Genomic DNA, 17347 nt, shown 5'->3' on the forward strand with positions numbered 1-17347 from the left:
AAACCTTGCTACAGGTGTAAGGTAAATCTTACAAACGCCGTCTCACAACCAGACATCCGGCGCAGACCTGCCCCGACTTCAACGGCCAGGGACCCTCCTCCACAATCCATCCCAACAGATCGCAACAGGTTGAACATCTTGTTTCTACCCCGGTGTTGCGGCTGCCGAGATGCAAAGGATGGTCCTATGAACAATGAACAGCTGCTTGCCGAAATCCGCGAAGCCAACCTCACTTACCTGATGCTGGCCCAGACCCTGATCCGCCAGGACAAGGCGGAAGCGGTGTTCCGCCTGGGACTGAACGAAGAATCCTGCGACCTGCTGGCCGCGCTGTCGGCAGCCCAGGTGCTGAAGCTGGCCTCGCGCAATACCCTGCTCGCCAGCTTCCGCGTGGACGACGAAATGGTCTGGAGCTTGCTGACCAACCACAGCAGCAACAAGATCGGCAACGGTGCGACCAATACGCTGCACGCCAACATCCTGATGGCCAGCCGCGTTTCCGAAGTCCTCTGATCCGCCCGAAGAACTCTGGAGCCCGCCATGTCCACCGCCGTCAAAAGTGTCCTGAACGAGTCCAAGCAGATCGAGCGTGCCGCCATGCTCATCGAGATGGGTGCACGCATGCAGGTGCTCGAATCCGAGACCACGCTGTCCTACGAGCGCCTGATCCGCCTGTACAAGGAGATCGCCGGCAAGTCGCCATCCAAGGGCCAGCTGCCGTTCTCGACCGACTGGTTCCTGACCTGGCAGGAGAACATCCACAGTTCGCTGTTCCTGAATATCTACGAATACCTGTCCAAGGGCGCCGAGCTGGATGCCGTTGAACAACTGACCAAGGCCTACCGTCTCTATACCGAGCAGATCCAGGCCGCCGAGCTGGAGGCGCTGCTGTCCTTCACACGCGCATGGCGCCTGGTGAAGTTTGTCGATGCGCAGATGCTGACCCGCACCCAGTGCTCCGTGTGCAAGGGCCAGTTCGTGACCGAGCCCTACGAGAACGAGCGCCACTACCAGTGCGGCCTGTGCAATCCGCCCGCACGCGCCGGCAAGAGCAAGAGCGCCGGCTCCCTGATGCTGCATTGAGCCCCTGCATCGCCGCAGCGATGCACCAGCACGGATTCAGACCGTCTCGCCGCCTGCCCTGGCGGCGCAGTCGCTGGCGAACTGCGGCAACTGCTCTCCCGGCAGGGCCCGGCTGAAGTACCAGCCCTGCACCAGCAGCTCGCCCTCGAAGCCCAGGGCCTGCAGCTGCGCCTGGGTCTCCACGCCTTCGGCCACCACGTTCAACTGCAGCGCCTCGCAAAAGCGCAGCAGGCCGTCCAGCACCAGCGCGCCCTTGGCGTGACCGCTGGCCACGACGAAGCTGCGGTCGATCTTGATGGCATCCACGTCGAACTGGTGCAGGTAGCTCATGGACGAGAAGCCGGTGCCGAAGTCGTCTATGGCCACCTTGGCGCCCAGCGCGTGGATCTGGCCTATGGCCTTGCGGATCGCCTCCACATCGCCCACCAGCGCTTCCTCCGTGATCTCCACGCCCACCTGGCCCCTGGCCTGCGCCAGCAGCATCAGCAGGCGCGAGCAGTACTCGGGCGATGTCAGCGTGGCGCCCGTGACATTGATGCTGATCGGCAGGGAAAAACCGTGCTGGCGCCACAGCCGGCATTGGCGCACGGCAGCGCCCGCCACCCACAGATCGACCTCGCGCATCAGGCCGGCATCACCCAGCCAGCGCAGAAAGCCGCCGGGCTGCTGCAGCCTGCCCTGCGAATCGTGGGCGCGCAACAGGGCCTCGCAGCCCAGGCACAAGCCGCTGCGGTGCGAGACCTGGGGCTGGAATTCCAGGTGGAATTCGTACTCGCTGATGCGGCGGATATGGGACAGCATGGTCTCGCGCCGGGCCTGGGTCTCGTGCGCCAGCACCAGCGGATCGCGCGTGACCAGGCCTGCCTCCTCGGGCAGCCGGGAGAACGTGGTGTCCAGCGCGCGCAGCACGATGGCGCCATCGTCCTGGCCCAGCCGGTCGATGGAGCGCACATAAGGCGCATAGACCAGCGCCCCCAACACCGTCAGCGCCAGTTGCAGCACCACGGCGCCCATGTCGCCGCCCGTGCTCACGTAGGCATTGAAGACCACGGGCGCGGTCAGGGGCAGCACCATCGAGGCCGGAGCCACCCAGCCGGCCTGCACCACCGTGACGGCCACGACCAGGTTGATGGCGGGCACCGCCAGAAAAGGCACGAGCAGGCGCAGGTTCAGGATGACCGGCAGGCCGAACAGCAGGATCTCGTTGACGTTGAGCAGGGAGATGGGCAACGCGGCCAACGCCAGCATGCGCAGGCCGCGCCCCTTGCAAAACAGCAGCACGGCCAGCGCCAGTGACAGCGTGGCCCCCGAGCCGCCGATGAAGACGAAGGACCCCATCAGGCCGCCGTTGAGCGCCCAGGGCGCCACCAGCCCCTTGGCCACGGCGGCGGCGTTGGCCAGCACGGCCTGGTCCAGCACCTGGAAGAAGGGTTGCATGGCGTAGTAGCCCTGCACGCCAAAGAACCAGAGCACGGAATTGAGCAGCGTCAGCGTCAGCCCGCTGCGATAGGGGCTCTCGGGGGTGGCGATGGCCAGCGGCAGTTCGGCCTGGGTGATATCGGGCAGCACCTGCTGCAGGCCCAGCAGCAGCACCACCAGCAGCAGCGCGACGATGGAGCCGGGCACGACCAGGTTCATCACCTCGCGTACGTTCTCGCCCACAAAGCCCGTGCGCGCAATGCGCGTCCAGCGCATGGCGCTGAGCCTGGCCATCAGCGGCACGGTGATCAGGGGCGAGGCTATGGCGATGAACAGCACCAGCGTGGCGGCCGCGCGCGGATGCTCGCGCAGCAGGAAGATGGCCATCTGCACATGGGCAAAGCACAGAAAGGTCACCGGCAGGCGCGGCAGCCTGTGGCGTATGGAGAGCATGTAGCCGATGGAGGCGGCCACCAGCAGCGGCAGGATGCTGCCGATCTGCGCATGCAGGCCCGCAAGAAGCTGCACCACGGGCTCGGGCTGGCCGGACATTTGCGCCAGCGCCGACAGTATGAGAAACAGGGCCGAGACCAGCAGGCATGGGACCAGCCAGAGCAGGCCTTCGCGTATGGCCCGCATGGAGTTGGCACCGGCCAGCCTGGCCAGGCGCTGCGTCAGGAACAGTTGCATGTCCGGGAACCCCGGCCATGGCGTCTTGTTGCCCATAAGCTCCCACCCTTCACTTCCCGGCAGGAGTCATGCGCCCCTGTCCGAAGCACATCCTACACGGCGGCCGGCCGGCGCCCTGCGCATGGCGGCGCGAGGGGCCTCCCGGCCCGCTCGCGCCCTCGATCAGCCGGTATTGCGCACGCCGGCCGCAATGCCATTGATCGACAGGTGGATGCCGGTCTTGATGCGCTCATCGGTCTGGCCGCCGCGCCAGCGGCGCACCAGCTCCACCTGCAGATGGTGCAGCGGATCGATGTAGGGAAAGCGGTGGCGGATGGAGCGCGCCAGCGCCTCGTTGTGGGCCAGGCGCTGCTTGTCGCCCGTGATGCGCGCCAGCGCATCGACGGTGCTGTGCCACTCGGCCTCGATGGCGCTGAAGATGCGGCGGCGCAGGCGTGCGTCCGGCACCAGGTCGGCATAGCGCGAGGCCAGGTTCAGGTCGCTCTTGGCCAGCACCATGTCCATGTTGGACAGCAGGGTGCGGAAGAACGGCCACTGGCGGTACATCTTCTGCAGCAGGGCCAGCTGGGCCTTGCCATCCTTGCCCGGCTGCCCGATGAAGGCCTGCACCGCCGCGCCGAAGCCGTACCAGCCCGGCAGCGTGAGCCGACACTGGCCCCAGCTGAAGCCCCAGGGAATCGCGCGCAGGTCCTCGATCTTCTGCGAGGGCTTGCGCGAAGCCGGGCGCGATCCGATGTTCAGCTCGGCAATCTCGCGGATGGGCGTGCTGCTGAAGAAGTAGCTGGTGAAGCCGGGAGTCTCGTACACCAGGGCGCGGTAGGCACCCATGCTGGCCTCGGACAGAAACGCCGCCGCGTCCAGGAAGGCGCGCGTGGCCGGCTTGGTCGGCTGCAGCAGCGTGGCCTCCAGCGTGGCGGCCACCAGGGTCTCCAGGTTGCGCCGGCCAATCTCGGGGTTGGCGTACTTGGAGGCGATGACCTCGCCCTGCTCGGTCAGCCGGATCTGGCCGCGCACGGTGCCCGGGGGCTGCGCCAGGATGGCCTGGTAGCTGGGGCCGCCGCCACGGCCCACCGTGCCGCCGCGGCCATGGAACATGCGCAGGCTGATGCCATGGCTGTCGGCCAGATCGTCGAACAGCTCGACCAGCGAGATCTCGGCGCGGTACAGCTCCCAGTTGCTGGTGAAGATGCCGCCATCCTTGTTGCTGTCGCTGTAGCCCAGCATGATGTCCTGCTCGCCGCCGCTGCGCTGCACCATGGCCGCCACGCCGGGCAGCTGGAAGTAGCGCCGCATGATGGGCGCGGCGCTGCGCAGGTCGCCGATGGTCTCGAACAGCGGCACGACGATCACGTCGCAGACGGCGCCGTCGTCCAGCGTGCCGCGCAGCAGCCCCGCCTCCTTTTGCAGCAGCAGCACTTCCAGCAGGTCGCTGACCGACTCGGTGTGGCTGATGATGCAGTGGCGTATCGCCTCGGCGCCCAGGGTCGCGCGCAGGCGGCGCGCGGCCTCGAAGATGGCCAGTTCACCGCGCGCATGCTCGGAATAGTCGGCGCCCACCACGCGCAGCGGCCGCGCCTCTTCCAGCAGGCGCACCAGCAGGGCGCACTTGGCGTCTTCCTGCAGGCCCGAATAGTCGGGCTCCAGGCGCGCGGTGGCCAGCAGCTCGGCCACCACCTCCTCATGCTTGTCCGAACTTTGGCGCAGATCCACGGTGGCCAGGTGGAAGCCGAAAACCTGCACGGCGCGCATCAGCGGACGCAGGCGCTGGGGCGCCAGCACCTCGCCATGGTTGCGGCTGAGCGAGTCGTCGATGACGCGCAGGTCGGCCAGGAACTCCTCGGGCGAGGCATAGGCGTTCTGCGGCGCCACGGCATGGCGCGCGGCCTCGCCGCCGGTCAGCACCTTGAGCGTGGCGGCCAGGCGCGCGTAGATGCCGGTGAGCGCGCGGCGGTAGGGTTCGTCGGAGCGGTGCTCGTTGGTGTCGGGCGAGCGCTCTGCCAGCGCCTGCATCTCGGGCGTGACATCGGCCAGGCGCTGGGACAGCGACAGCTCGCCGCCCAGGTAGTGCACCTCGCGCAGATAGTGGCGCAGCGCCACGTCGGCCTGGCGCGACAGCGCCAGCTCCAGGCTCTGGGCCGTGACATTGGGGTTGCCGTCGCGGTCGCCGCCGATCCAGTGGCCCATGCGCAGGAAGCTGTGCACGGGCAGGGTGTTGCCCAGCTCCTGCTCCAGTTGCGCATACAGCTTGGGAATCTCGCGCAAGAAGGTGGCTTCGTAGTAGGACAGCGCGTTTTCGATCTCGTCGGCCACGGTGAGCTTGGAGTAGCGCAGCAGGCGTGTCTGCCACAGCTGGCTGACGCGGGCGCGCAGCTGGGCCTCGTTGCGTTCGAGTTCGCGCGGGGTGAGCGCGTCCTTGGCGCTGTTGTACAGCTGGGCGCGGGCCACGATGTCCTCGCGCGCGGCCAGCAGTTGGGAGATGTCGCGCTCGGCCACCAGGATGCTCTGGCGCTGCACTTCCGTGGGGTGGGCCGTGAGCACGGGCGCCACATAGCTCCTGGCCAGCGTCTGCGCCACGGTACCGGCCGAGATGCCGGCCCAGCGCAGCCGCGCCAGCGCCACTTCGATGCTGCCTTCCTGCGTGTTGCCCGCGCGCTCGTGCACGGCGCGGCGGCGGATGTGGTGGCGGTCCTCGGCCAGGTTGGCCAGATGGCTGAAATAGGTGAAGGCGCGGATCACGCTCACCGTCTGGTCCGTGGTCAGGCCCTTGAGCAGGCGCTTGAGCGCGCGGTCGGCGGTCTCGTCGGCATCGCGACGGAAGGTCACCGACAGCTGGCGCACCTGCTCGATCAGCTCGAAGGCCGCCACGCCTTCCTGCTCGCGGATCACATCGCCCAGAATGCGCCCCAGCAGGCGTATGTCCTCGATCAGCGGCAGGTCCTTGTCCGTCTTGCGGACAGGCTTGTCATCACGCCTGTCATCTCGCGCATTGCTCTTGCGGGGGGCGGTGGCCATCAACGAATCTCCTGGAATCGGTCAGCGTATCGGTTTGCTTGGGCTTCGGTCCTGGTGCCGGGTTTACTGCGGCGCAGCATGCTAGCATCCCGCGCTCCCCTCGAGGCTCCTGATGAATACCAAACCACTGATCCCCCACTCCATCGTGATCGCCACGCGCGAGAGCCAGCTGGCACTGTGGCAGGCCGAGCATGTCCAGGCACTGCTGCGCGCCCGGGGGCATGAAGTGGAATTGCTGGGCATGACCACCAAGGGCGACCAGATCCTGGACCGCACGCTGTCCAAGGTGGGCGGCAAGGGCCTGTTCGTCAAGGAGCTGGAAGTGGCGCTGGAAGAAGGACGCGCCCACATCGCCGTGCACTCGCTCAAGGACGTGCCCATGGAGCTGCCCGAAGGCTTTGTGCTGGCCTGCGTGATGGAACGCGAAGACCCGCGCGACGCTTTTGTCTCCAATCGCTACGCCGCGCTGGCCGAGTTGCCGCAGGGCGCCGTCGTCGGCACATCGAGCCTGCGCCGCCAGGCACTGCTGCAGGCCCTGCGCCCCGACCTGAGGATAGAGCCGCTGCGCGGCAACGTGAACACCCGCCTGCGCAAGCTGGACGAAGGCCACTACGACGCCATCGTGCTGGCCGCTGCCGGCCTGATGCGCCTGGGCCTGGCTGACCGCATCCGCGCCAGGTTCGAGCCCGCCGGCATGCTGCCTGCCGCAGGCCAGGGCGCGCTGGGCATCGAGGTGCGCGCCGACCGCCAGGACCTGATCGACGCCCTGGCCCCGCTGGCCCACCAGACCACCTGGCTGACCGTGACCGCCGAGCGCGCCGTCAGCCGCTGCATGGGCGGCAGCTGCTCCATGCCGCTGGCGGCGCACGGCACCTTCGACGGCCAGCAACTGCGCCTGGACGCAGCCTGGGGAGACCCGGAAGGCCGGCTGCCGCTGGTGCAGGTGCACGCCGATGCCACCGTCACCGACTTCGCCAGTGCCGACGCACTGGGCCAGCACGTGGCTGCGCTGCTGCAGGCGGCGGGCGCCCAGCCGGTCCCCAAGCTCTAGACGGCACGCCCACATGCCACCGCGCATACTCGTCACCCGCCCGGCCCATGACGCGGCCGCGTGGGTGGATGCGCTGCAGGCCCGGGGCCTTCCGGCCCAGCCGCTGGCGCTGATGGCCATAGGCCCCTGCCGCGATGCGGCCACGCAACAGGCCTTGCAGGCCGCCCGCAACGCGCTGCGCGAAGGCCCGGGCTACCGCGCCGTGATGTTCGTCAGCGGCAACGCCGTCCAGCATTTCTTCGGCACCGACCCCGCACGGCTTCCGGCCTCCACCCGCGCCTGGACGCCCGGCCCCGGCACCGCCCAGGCGCTGCTGGCCCTGGGCATTGCGCCAGCACAGATCGACGGCCCGCCACCGGACGCCGCCCAGTTCGAATCCGAAACGCTATGGCAGCGCGTGCATGACCAGATCCATGCGGGCGACCGCGTGCTCATCGTGCGTGGCGACAGCCAGGCAGGAGCGCCCAGGACCGTGCCGGCCACGGCAGGCGCCGGCCGCGATTGGCTGGCCGCCCGACTGCGCGAGGCAGGTGCCCAGGTCGAAATGCTGGCCGTCTACCAGCGCGAACTGCCTGCCTGGGATGCAGCCCAGACGGCACTGGCACGCCTGGCGGCCGAAGATGGCACGCTGTGGCTGCTCAGCAGCGCCGAATCCGTTGCCAACCTGCAACAGCTCCTGCCGGGCCAATCGTGGCAAAAAGCGCGAGCGCTCGCTACGCACGAGCGAATCGCTGCCCAGGCAAGACACATGGGATTCGGAGATGTCAAGCAATGCCGGCCCGCTCTGGAGGACGTGGTTGCGTCGATAGAATCGTCGCCATGAGTTCCGACGCAGCGCAAGACCGCCCCACCCCGCAGGACCTAACGCCCGCATCCTCCGCAGCAGCCTTCGCAGCCGGCTCCGCCCAAAGCAGCCCCGCTGCAGAACTGCGCGGCGGCTCCTCGGCCCTGGTCTACGGCGTGGGCGCCGTGGCCGTCGCGGCGCTCATTGCCTGCGGCATGCTGTGGCAGCGCCTGGGCAATATCCAGGAACAGCTGGCGCGCCAGTCCGCGCAGTCCGGCTCCCAGTCGGTCGAGGCCCGCACCCTGGCGCGCGATGCCCAGGACCTGGCCCGCGATAGCGCGGCGCGCACCTCGGTCATGGAGGCGCGCATTGCCGAGCTGTCTCTGCAGCGCACGCAGCTCGACGAACTCCTGCAAAGCATGTCGCGCTCGCGCGACGAAAACCTGGTGGTGGACATCGAATCCTCCATCCGCCTGGCACAGCAGCAGGCCGAGCTGTCCGGCAGCCTGCAGCCGCTGGTGGCCACGCTCAAGAACGCCCGCCAGCGCATTGAACGCGCCGCCCAGCCCCGGCTGGCCCCGGTCATGCGCGCGCTGGACCGCGATCTGGAACGGCTGGCCCGCATGAGCGTGACCGACACCGCCGGCCTGCTCACGCGCATCGAGGACCTGGTGCGCCTGGTCGACGAAATGCCCCTGCTCAACGCCGTGGCCCAGCCACGCGCCAGCCGCCATCGCGGCGTGGCCGGCCAGGCGGCCCGCCAGCCCGAGCCCGCCCCCATCGAGGGCAGCCCCACCGAATGGCGCTGGTGGCAATCCTGGGGCGAGCGCGGCTGGACGGCCGTGCGCGAAGAAGCCCAGGACCTGCTGCGCGTCAGCCGCATAGACCACCCGGACGCCATCCTGCTGGCGCCGGAACAGGCCTATTTCCTGCGCGAGAACCTCAAGCTCAAGCTGCTGAACTCGCGCCTGGCCCTGCTGTCGCGCCAGTGGGATGCGGCGCGGGCCGACCTGGCAGCTTCCGGGATGGCCGTGAACAAGTACTTTGATCCTGCCGCGCGGCGCACCCAGATCGTGCAGGCCCAGTTGCAACAGATCCAGGCCAATCTGCGCACCACCGAACAGCCGGCGTTGCAAGAAACCCTGGCGGCGCTGGCAACAGCCGCCGCAGGCCGCTGAGCAGCCGGGAGACAGACGAATGCGCGCTGCACTGTGGTTGATCGGTTTGTTCGGCATGGCCGTTGCGGCCGCCTTGTTCGCGGGCTCCAACCAGGGCACGGTGACCCTGTTCTGGGCGCCCTACCGCCTGGACCTGTCACTGAACCTGGCCATTGCCATCATCGTGCTGGCCTTCGTGCTGCTGTATGCCGCGCTGCGCGCGCTGGCCGCGCTGCTGCAGATGCCGCACCAGGCGCGGCGCTGGCGCAGCCAGCAGAAAGAGCGCGCCATGCACCACAGCCTGCTGGAAGCCCTGTCGCACCAGCAGGCCGGCCGCTTCCTGCGCGCACGCAAGTCCGCGCTGGCGGCCCTGGCCATGGAAGAGTCCCTGGCCGAGACCCATGCCGCCGTGCCGCACGGCATGCGGCTGCGCGCCGCCGCCCACATGGTGGCCGCCGATGCCTCCCATGCACTGCAGGACCGCCAGCAGCGCGACCACCATTGGCGTGAGGTCCTGGCCAACGCACCGGCCCAGGGCAACGCCCAGGAGCAGGAAATGCGCGAAGGCGCACAGATGCGCGCCGCGCGCTGGGCCCTGGACGACCGCGACGCAGCTGATGCGCTGCGCCGCCTGGCCGAACTGCCCCAGGGCGCGGCACGCCGCACGATCGCGCTGCGCATCCGCCTGAAGGCCTCGCGCCTGGCAGGCCAGACATCGACGGCGCTGGACACGGCGCGCCTGCTGGCCAAGCACCGCGCCTTCTCGCCCGCGGCCGCCGCCAGCGTGGTGCGCGGCCTGGTGCTGGAGAGCATCAACGAGGCACGCGACACCACGCAGCTGCAGCACTTCTGGCTGTCGCTGGACACGGAAGAGCGCGCCATGCCCGAGATTGCGCTGCCGGCCGCATCGCGCCTCATGGCCCTGGGCGGCGAGGCCGCGCAGGCCCGTGCCTGGCTGCTGCCCGTGTGGGAGCGCCTGCTGTCCCACGCAGGCCCGCGCAGCGAATCCCACCTGCCGCGCCTGGTCCAGGTGCTGGAGCCCTGCCTGGACGGCCTGGACGGCGCCTGGCTGGCTCGCATCGAGGCGGCCAGCAATGCCCATCCGCGCGAAGCCCGCCTGCAATACCTGGCCGGCATGGCATGCGTGCAGCGCCAGCTCTGGGGCAAGGCCCAGCAGCTGTTGCTGCGCGCAGCCCCCCACCTGCAGGAAAGCGCACTGCGCACCCGCGCCTGGCAGCGCCTGGCCCTGATGGCCGAGCACCGCGGCGATGCCGATGCAGCGGCTGCCGCCTGGAAGCAGGCAGCGCAGTCCGTGGTCGTGCTGCCTGCCGATCCGACCCGGCCCTGAGCCCTCCGCGCGGCACGGCGAGCCTTCATCTTTTTTGAATCGAGCCGTCAATACCGCTGAACTCTTTTGGATTTGCCGCTTCCTACACTGCACGTTGTCCGCAGTGCACGAAGTCCACGCAGAGCGCACCGCACCCTTTCTTGCCATCCAGGGCCCCTTTGCAGGGGCCCTGAACGGTTCCAAAGCCTGCCGCCATCCATGACAGAGTCCTCAGCCCGCGCCAACGCGCCAGCAAAATCCTCCCCCAAAGCCACGCGCTACAACGGCGTGGCCATGGCTGCCCACTGGCTGCTGGCCCTGGGCCTGATCGCCGCCCTGGCCCTGGGCTGGTACATGACAGGCCTGCCGTTCTCGCCCTCGCGCCTGAAGCTCTACAACTGGCACAAGTGGCTGGGCGTCACGCTGTTGACGCTGAGCCTGCTGCGCCTGGTCTGGCGCATCACCCATCGCCCGCCCGAGCTGCCCGCCGCCGTGGCCCGCGCCATGCCCCAATGGCAGCACTGGGCCCACAACGGCACCCACCACGCCATGTACCTGCTGTTCTTTGCCGTGCCCCTGCTGGGCTGGGCCTACAGCTCGGCGGCCGGCTTTCCCATCGTCTTCCTCGGCGTGCTGCCCCTGCCCGACTTCGTGAGCGCAAGCCCCGAGCTGGCCGAAACCCTCAAGCCCCTGCACGGCTGGGCGGCCTGGGCCCTGGTCGCGCTGATCGCCATGCATGTGGGCGCCGCCCTCAAGCACCAGTTCATCGACCGCGACGGCCTCATCTCCCGCATGCTGCCGGGCCGCGCCTGAGTTTTCTCCCCCAGCCAGGGCCTGCGCACCGCGCTGCGCGCGCCCCAGCCATCCCCGATCGAATGTTTCCCGCCCCCCAAAGGAGTCCTGCCATGCGCTTTTCCGCCACGCTGACCACCATTGCCCTGGCCGCTGCGGCCCTGACCTCCCAGGCGGCCCTGGCCGAGCAAAAGCTCGTTCCCGCCCAGAGCGCCGTGAACTTCACGGCCAAGCAGATGGGCGTGCCCCTGCAGGGCCACTTCAAGAAATTCGACGCCCAGGTCCAGTTCGACACGGCCAAGCCTGACACCAGCAAGATCCGCTTCACCGTGGACACCGGCAGCGCCACCATGGGCGCCAAGGAAACCGATGCCGAGCTGCCCAAGGCCGATTGGTTCAATGTCGCCAAATTCCCCCAGGCCGTCTTCGACTCCACGGCCGTCAAGGCGCTGGGCGGCGGCAAGTACCAGGTGGACGGCAAGCTCAGCATCAAGGGCCAGGTCCAGAACGTGAGCATTCCCGTGCAACTGGCACAGTCCGGCACCACGACCACGGCCACCGGCACTCTGCCGCTCAAGCGCCTGCAGTTCAAGATCGGCGAAGGCGAATGGGGCGATACCTCCATGGTGGCCGACGAGGTCCAGGTGCAATTCAAGCTGGCCCTGACCGGCGTGGGCAAGCTGTAAGCGGCACTCTTGCCCAGGATTGGCCGTTTTCTTTTCCGTTTCGTGCAACCCCAACCTAGGAGTTCTTTCATGCGCACTTCCGTGTTTGCCCTGGCCATTGCCGGCCTGTTCGCCACCGCTGCCCAGGCGGCTCCCGCAACCTACGCCATCGACCCGACGCACACCTTCGCCACGTTCGAGATCGACCACAACGGTGCCTCGACCAACCGCGTGCGCTTCGACAAGAAGAGCGGCACCGTGGAATTCGACCGTGACGCCAAGGCCGGCAAGGTCGAAGTCGTGCTGGAAATGGACTCGCTGAGCTCGGGCACCGCCGCCTTCGACAAGCACCTCAAGAGCGCCGACATCTTCAACGTGGCCAAGTTCCCCCAGGCCAAGTTCGTCTCCGACAAGTTCGTCTTCGACGGCGACAAGCTCAAGGAAGTCACCGGCCAGCTGACCATCCTGGACAAGACCCAGCCCGTGACCATCAAGGCCAACAAGTTCACCTGCTACCCCAACGCCATGCTGCAAAAGCGCGAGACCTGCGGCGGCGACTTCGAGGCCGTGATCGACCGCACCGCCTTCGGCGTGAACTACGGCGTGGACTACGGCTTCCCCAAGCAAGTGCGCCTGGTGATGTCCATCGAAGCGGTCAAGCAGCAGTAAGACCGCGCTGGGCAAAGCGCCTTTAGAGGCGTCGGCACCCAAGGCCCGTGAACCGGCACCCCGGTCACGGGCTTTTTTGCGTTGCGGATTGGGTCTGCCACTGACTGACCACGCCCGCCAGCCTGCGCACCCCTTGCTCGATGGCCTGAGGCTGCAGGCTCGCATAGCCCAGGACCAGCCCGGCGCAGGACTGGCGGCGATGGGCGTCACCGGCCGCATAGAGCGGCGAGATGGGGCGCACGCCCACGCCGCGCTCTCGCGCCAGACGCACCAGGGCAATTTCATCGCGCTGGTGCACGGCAGGCACCCAGGCCACCACATGCAGGCCGGAGGCCGAACCTTCGACCTGCACCGCGCCCGGCAGGTGCCGCTCCAGCGCCTGCAGCAATGCCGCCCTGCGGCCTTCGTTGCGGCGGCGGACGGCGCGCACATGGCGCTCGTAGCTGCCGTCCTCGATCAGCGCGGCCAGCACCAGCTGGTCCAGGCGCGGCGCATGCCGGTCGGCCAGCCGACGGGCTTCCCGGAACACGGGCACCAGGGACGGCGGCAGCACCAGGTAGCCCATGCGCATCTGCGGGGACAAGGCCTTGGAGAAAGTGCCGACATGGATGACGCAACCCACCTCGTCAATGGACTGCAGGGCGTCGATGGGACGCAGCCCGTAGCGGAACTCGCCGTCGTAGTCGTCCTCCAGAATCCAGGCACCCGTGGCGCGCGCCCAGGCCAGCAACTGCTGCCTGCGGCCTATGGGCAGCACGCCGCCCAGCGGAAACTGGTGCGAGGGCGTGACATAGGCCAGACGCGCCTGGCGCCCGACCAGCGCCGAGGTATCCAGGCCCTGTTCATCGACGGCCATTTCCTGCAGGCATGCGCCCTGGGCCTCGAACACGCGGCGCGCCATCAGGTAGCAGGGCTCTTCCATCAGCACGGTCTCGCCCGGATCGACCAGCACGCGCGCGCACAGGTCGATGGCCTGCTGCGAGCCCTGCACCACCACGATCTGATCGGCCGAACAGACAAGCCCCCGCGCCCTTCGCAGATAGCCTTGCAGCGCCATGCGCAGCGCCGGCTCGCCTTCGGGCGCGTCGTAGGACAGGGAGGACTGGCGCTGCACGATGGCGCGGTTGTAGGCGCGCCGCCAGGCCAGCGTGGGAAAGTCATCAAAGGCCAGGGCGCCGTACAGAAAGTCGATCACGGCAGGCCCTTCATCCCCGGCGCGAGCGGGCTGGGCCTGCGCCAGCGCATCCACGCGCCGTCCATAGGAAGACAGGCGGGAACGGCAATCCTGCGCCGCAGCCGCAATGCGGGGCGCGCGGCTGCGCTGCTCCGCGCCAGCTGCCACGCGCGCCCGGGCGCCCTGTGCAGTCTCCAGATAGCCCTCGGCCGCAAGCTGCTCGTAGGCCGCCGTGATGGTGGTGCGCGACACACCCAGGTCCAGCGCCAGCGCGCGGGTGGAAGGCAGGCGCGCTCCCACGGCCAGGCTGCCGTCGGCCATCTGGGATTTCAGCCATTCGTGGATGCGGCGGGCGCCGGGCGCAGCCCCGGTATCGGCAGCGAAATGGGACTTCAACTGGTCTTCCAAAAAATCACGAAACTGGATTTTTCATTGTGCCAGGGATGGTGGATAGTCCGGTTTCCCCCGATGCCGGTCCACCGTTGCACCAAGCTCCATGTACACGCCCGCCCATTTCTCCCTCACCGATTCCGACAGCCTGCACGGCCTGATCCGCAGCCACCCCCTGGGCACGCTCGTCACCCAGGCCAACGGCGTGCTGGACGCCAACCACCTGCCGTTCCTGCTGGATGCGGCCCCAGGGGAGATGGGCACGCTGAGCGCCCATGTGGCCCGCGCCAATCCCATCTGGCAGCAGTGCCGCGACGGCGCCGAGGTGCTGGTCATCTTCCGTGGTGCCGAAGGCTATATCTCGCCCAGCTGGTATCCAAGCAAGCACGAGACGCACCGCCTGGTGCCCACCTGGAACTACGAGGCCGTGCATGTGCACGGGCAAATCAGCATCCATGACGACGAGAGATTCGTGCGCGGCCTGGTCGGCCGGCTCACCCGGGTCCATGAGGCATCGCAGGCCCAGCCCTGGAAGATGTCCGACTCGCCGCGTGAATTCATCGACGGCATGCTGCAGGCCATCGTCGGCCTGCAGATCCGCATCACCCGCCTGGAGGGCAAGGCCAAGCTCAGCCAGAACCGGCAGGCCCGCGACCTGGACGGCGCCATCGGCGCGCTGCGCGAGCGCGGACAGGAGCCGCTGGCCCGCACCATGGATGCGGCGCCGCGCATCTAGCGCCAGCCACCCTCACACAGGTTGCCAACCACCGATGTACACATCCACCTTCACCTTCGCGCCGGGCGAATACGACGCGCAGTTCCATGCCCTTGACGGCCGGATCGCCGCGATCGCCCGCGCCATCCCCGGCTACCTGGGCGAAGAGGCCTGGGAGAACCCCGCCACAGGCCTGGTCTCCAACGTCTACTACTGGCAGACCTGGGAGGCGCTGCAAGAGCTGATGCGCCACCCTGCGCATATAGAGGCCAAGCGGCAGCAGGCGCGCTGGCTCAAGGGCTACCAGGTGGTGATCGCCCACGTGGTGGGCAGCTACGGCGATGGCGGGATAGCGCACCCGCTGGCCACCGCTGCGCAAGGCACTGCGCACCCGGCTCGCTGACCGGACCCGCTTTTGGCCCGATGATGGCGGCCATGCGATGGCGTTTTGATCCTGTTTCCCTGGTGTGGGCGGTGGCCCTGTTTGTCCTGCTCGTGCTGCTGGCCACCGTCGGCGCGCGCTGGGGCTGGGTGCGCAGCTTCTTCGGCGACGTGTTGGCCGTGGCCTGGGTCTATGCCGTGTTCAAGACCGTGATCGCCGCGCGCGTGCTGACGCTGGCATCGGCCGCACTGTGCGTGGGCCTGCTGGTGGAGCTGGGCCAGTTCCTGGCATCGACCTTCCAGTTGCACATTCCCAACCGCGCTTTGCGCATCGTGCTGGGCAGCACGGCCGACTGGTGGGATGTGCTGGCCTATGTGATGGGTTTTGCAGCCGTGCTGGTGGTGGAGGCTGCGTTCCGTGGCCGCAGGCGCCCCGTCTTCACGGCATAAACCCGCAGCGGTCCGCTACGGCTCTGGAACAAGCTCCTCGACAACGGATTCGCAGTGGATTTTCAGCCGCCCGTAGTGGGACAGCTGCAAGAACAGATGCTGCGCCATTGCTGACGAAGGCCTCTTCGTATCCCGCTGCAGCACTTCGCAGCGGTCCAGGCAGTCATCCATCTCTGCGGCTGCGTCGCGCTGGACGTCGGCAAAGTACGCCTGCACGGCAGGAAAGTTGACGATCCGTTCAAGGCGGATGGCTACCCTGGCCTGCGGCCTGTCGAACACGGCATAGAGAAAGAAACGCAGTTCCACGCTCCGGGCCGCCACATCCAGGCGCACCTGCTCCAGCAATCCATCGTGGTACGGGTACTGCAATCGATGGCTCCGCGCCCGATCAGGCCCGTACAGCGCAGCCACCGGCCTTGAGCACCCGCTTCGTCGAGGCCGGATACCGCTCCAGCTTGTCCGCCGGCCGGCGCGGCCTGGCCACCAGCTCGCCACCGCAGTTGGGGCAGGCGCCGTGCAGCACATGATCCGCACAGCCGGCACAGAACGTGCACTCGAAGGTGCAGATGCGGGCCTCGGCAGACTCTGGCGGCAGGTCCTTGTCGCAGCATTCGCAGTTGGGTCGAAGCTCAAGCATCGGTGCACTCCGGGTGTGGTCCATGAAGACTGGCATCCTAGTGGATGTGCTCTGCCGGGGAGCGGTCCTCGCGCTCCATCTGCAGCGTCGTATGGTGCAGGTCGAAGCCGGCCTGCAGCCTGTCTTCGATATCGCGACGCACCTGCTCGCCGTCCGCGCCGGGCAGCAGCACCACATGGCCGGTCAGCATGGGCTTGCTCTGCGTGACCGCCCACAGGTGGACATCGTGGATTGCTGCCACGCCCGCCGTGCCCGCAATCGTCTCGCGCACTGCCTGCAGGCTCATCCCGGAGGGCACGCCTTCCAGCAGGATATTGATGCACTCGCGCAGCAGGGTCCAGGTCCGCGGGAACACCATGAAGCCGATGCCCACGGCCACCGCCGAGTCGATCCACCGCCAGCCCGTCAGCCAGATCAGCGCGGCACCGGCGAGCACGCCGATCGAGCCCAGCATGTCAGCCCACACCTCCAGGTACGCGCCCTTCACGTTCAGGCTCTCGTCCTTGCCGCCCGACAGCAGGCGCATGGAGATCAGGTTGATCACCAGGCCCACGGCCGCCACCGCCATCATCCCCAGCGACTGGATTTCCGCGGGCGCCGACAGGCGGCGGTAGGCCTCATACAGGATGTAGAAGGCCACGCCCAGCAGCACCAGTGCGTTGACGGCGGCGGCCAGGATCTCGAAGCGCGCATAGCCGTAGGTGCGCAGCAGGTCGGCTGCCTTGCGGCCGGCGCGTATGGCCACCAGGGCCAGCAGCAGCGCCATCGCGTCGGTCAGCATGTGCATGGCATCGGAGATCAGGGCCAGGCTGCCCGTGACCATGCCGCCGATGATCTCCACCACCATGAAGGTGCCGGTCAATCCGAAGGCAAACCAGAGACGGGATTCCGGCAGGGCGCGCACGTCGCCGTGCTGATGGCTGTCGCTCATGAGGTTCCTTGACTTGAAAA

General features: G+C 68.1%; 18 protein-coding genes. 12 read left to right on the forward strand and 6 right to left on the reverse strand.

The features are described 5' to 3' along the window. Positions 1-186 precede the first annotated feature (186 nt). Complete coding sequence (gene flhD / locus ACRSCF_RS22330; protein WP_012204159.1) at positions 187-513, forward strand: flagellar transcriptional regulator FlhD; 327 nt, start codon at positions 187-189, stop codon at positions 511-513. 27 nt (positions 514-540) lie between these two features. Beyond that, positions 541-1083 (forward strand): flagellar transcriptional regulator FlhC, encoded by a 543-nt coding sequence (gene flhC / locus ACRSCF_RS22335; protein ID WP_016448936.1) that lies wholly within the window; start codon positions 541-543, stop codon positions 1081-1083. A 36-nt stretch (positions 1084-1119) separates the two neighbouring features. Here flhC and ACRSCF_RS22340 read toward each other — a convergent pair whose 3' ends face one another. Together ACRSCF_RS22340 and ppc are read right to left on the reverse strand one after the other, a co-directional pair. Continuing rightward, positions 1120-3228, reverse strand: coding sequence for an EAL domain-containing protein (locus ACRSCF_RS22340; protein WP_016448937.1), 2109 nt, complete (start codon positions 3226-3228; stop codon positions 1120-1122). 126 nt (positions 3229-3354) lie between these two features. Further along, positions 3355-6204 (reverse strand): phosphoenolpyruvate carboxylase, encoded by a 2850-nt coding sequence (gene ppc, locus ACRSCF_RS22345; protein ID WP_017406380.1) that lies wholly within the window; start codon positions 6202-6204, stop codon positions 3355-3357. Between the two features lie 112 nt (positions 6205-6316). On the opposite strand from ppc, the gene hemC reads away from it, so the two are divergent. From hemC to ACRSCF_RS22380, 7 genes are all read left to right on the forward strand, one after another. After that, entirely contained in the window at positions 6317-7255 is a 939-nt protein-coding gene (gene hemC / locus ACRSCF_RS22350) for a hydroxymethylbilane synthase (protein WP_074921588.1), read from the forward strand. A gap of 13 nt (positions 7256-7268) precedes the next feature. After that, a complete protein-coding gene (locus tag ACRSCF_RS22355; protein WP_034365390.1) occupies positions 7269-8078 on the forward strand; it encodes a uroporphyrinogen-III synthase in 810 nt (269 codons plus the stop codon). After that, positions 8075-9217, forward strand: a complete 1143-nt coding sequence (locus ACRSCF_RS22360; RefSeq protein ID WP_034348890.1) for a uroporphyrinogen-III C-methyltransferase — start codon at positions 8075-8077, stop codon at positions 9215-9217. The genes ACRSCF_RS22355 and ACRSCF_RS22360 overlap by 4 nt, the downstream gene beginning before the upstream one ends. Positions 9218-9236: 19 nt before the next feature. Further along, positions 9237-10544: a heme biosynthesis HemY N-terminal domain-containing protein gene (locus ACRSCF_RS22365; RefSeq protein ID WP_034365389.1), complete on the forward strand. Its 1308-nt coding sequence runs from the start codon at positions 9237-9239 to the stop codon at positions 10542-10544. 198 nt (positions 10545-10742) lie between these two features. After that, positions 10743-11336, forward strand: a complete 594-nt coding sequence (locus ACRSCF_RS22370) for a cytochrome b (protein WP_034365387.1) — start codon at positions 10743-10745, stop codon at positions 11334-11336. A gap of 92 nt (positions 11337-11428) precedes the next feature. Further along, positions 11429-12001, forward strand: coding sequence for a YceI family protein (locus ACRSCF_RS22375; RefSeq protein WP_016448944.1), 573 nt, complete (start codon positions 11429-11431; stop codon positions 11999-12001). Positions 12002-12070: 69 nt separating this feature from the next. Next, on the forward strand, positions 12071-12649 hold the full coding sequence (locus ACRSCF_RS22380; RefSeq protein ID WP_016448945.1) for a YceI family protein: 579 nt from the start codon (positions 12071-12073) through the stop codon (positions 12647-12649). A 64-nt stretch (positions 12650-12713) separates the two neighbouring features. Here ACRSCF_RS22380 and ACRSCF_RS22385 read toward each other — a convergent pair whose 3' ends face one another. After that, the gene (locus tag ACRSCF_RS22385) at positions 12714-14219 is read right to left on the reverse strand and encodes a PLP-dependent aminotransferase family protein (RefSeq protein ID WP_244386643.1); all 1506 of its coding nucleotides are present in this window, start codon (positions 14217-14219) and stop codon (positions 12714-12716) included. Positions 14220-14319: 100 nt separating this feature from the next. Between ACRSCF_RS22385 and ACRSCF_RS22390 the strand changes: the two genes are divergently transcribed. From ACRSCF_RS22390 to ACRSCF_RS22400, 3 genes are read left to right on the forward strand one after another with little or no spacing between them, the layout of a single operon-like run. Beyond that, positions 14320-14949, forward strand: coding sequence for an FMN-binding negative transcriptional regulator (locus tag ACRSCF_RS22390; protein WP_203399819.1), 630 nt, complete (start codon positions 14320-14322; stop codon positions 14947-14949). 34 nt (positions 14950-14983) lie between these two features. Then, on the forward strand, positions 14984-15331 hold the full coding sequence (locus tag ACRSCF_RS22395; RefSeq protein WP_016452503.1) for an antibiotic biosynthesis monooxygenase family protein: 348 nt from the start codon (positions 14984-14986) through the stop codon (positions 15329-15331). Between the two features lie 20 nt (positions 15332-15351). Further along, positions 15352-15759: a DUF2809 domain-containing protein gene (locus ACRSCF_RS22400; protein WP_154835077.1), complete on the forward strand. Its 408-nt coding sequence runs from the start codon at positions 15352-15354 to the stop codon at positions 15757-15759. A gap of 15 nt (positions 15760-15774) precedes the next feature. Here ACRSCF_RS22400 and ACRSCF_RS22405 read toward each other — a convergent pair whose 3' ends face one another. Genes ACRSCF_RS22405 through ACRSCF_RS22415 form a run of 3 tightly spaced genes read right to left on the reverse strand, consistent with a single transcriptional unit; the run spans position 15775 to position 17327 of the window. After that, positions 15775-16104 (reverse strand): hypothetical protein, encoded by a 330-nt coding sequence (locus tag ACRSCF_RS22405; protein WP_237426677.1) that lies wholly within the window; start codon positions 16102-16104, stop codon positions 15775-15777. Between the two features lie 43 nt (positions 16105-16147). After that, positions 16148-16396 carry a DUF1272 domain-containing protein gene (locus tag ACRSCF_RS22410; RefSeq protein ID WP_012204142.1) on the reverse strand — a complete coding sequence of 83 codons (249 nt, stop codon included), beginning with the start codon at positions 16394-16396 and terminating at the stop codon, positions 16148-16150. Positions 16397-16433: 37 nt separating this feature from the next. Next, positions 16434-17327 carry a cation diffusion facilitator family transporter gene (locus ACRSCF_RS22415; RefSeq protein ID WP_016452504.1) on the reverse strand — a complete coding sequence of 298 codons (894 nt, stop codon included), beginning with the start codon at positions 17325-17327 and terminating at the stop codon, positions 16434-16436. Positions 17328-17347: the final 20 nt, after the last annotated feature.

The organism is Delftia sp. 11MD, from assembly GCF_050907895.1.
Taxonomy (GTDB): domain Bacteria; phylum Pseudomonadota; class Gammaproteobacteria; order Burkholderiales; family Burkholderiaceae_C; genus Comamonas; species Comamonas tsuruhatensis.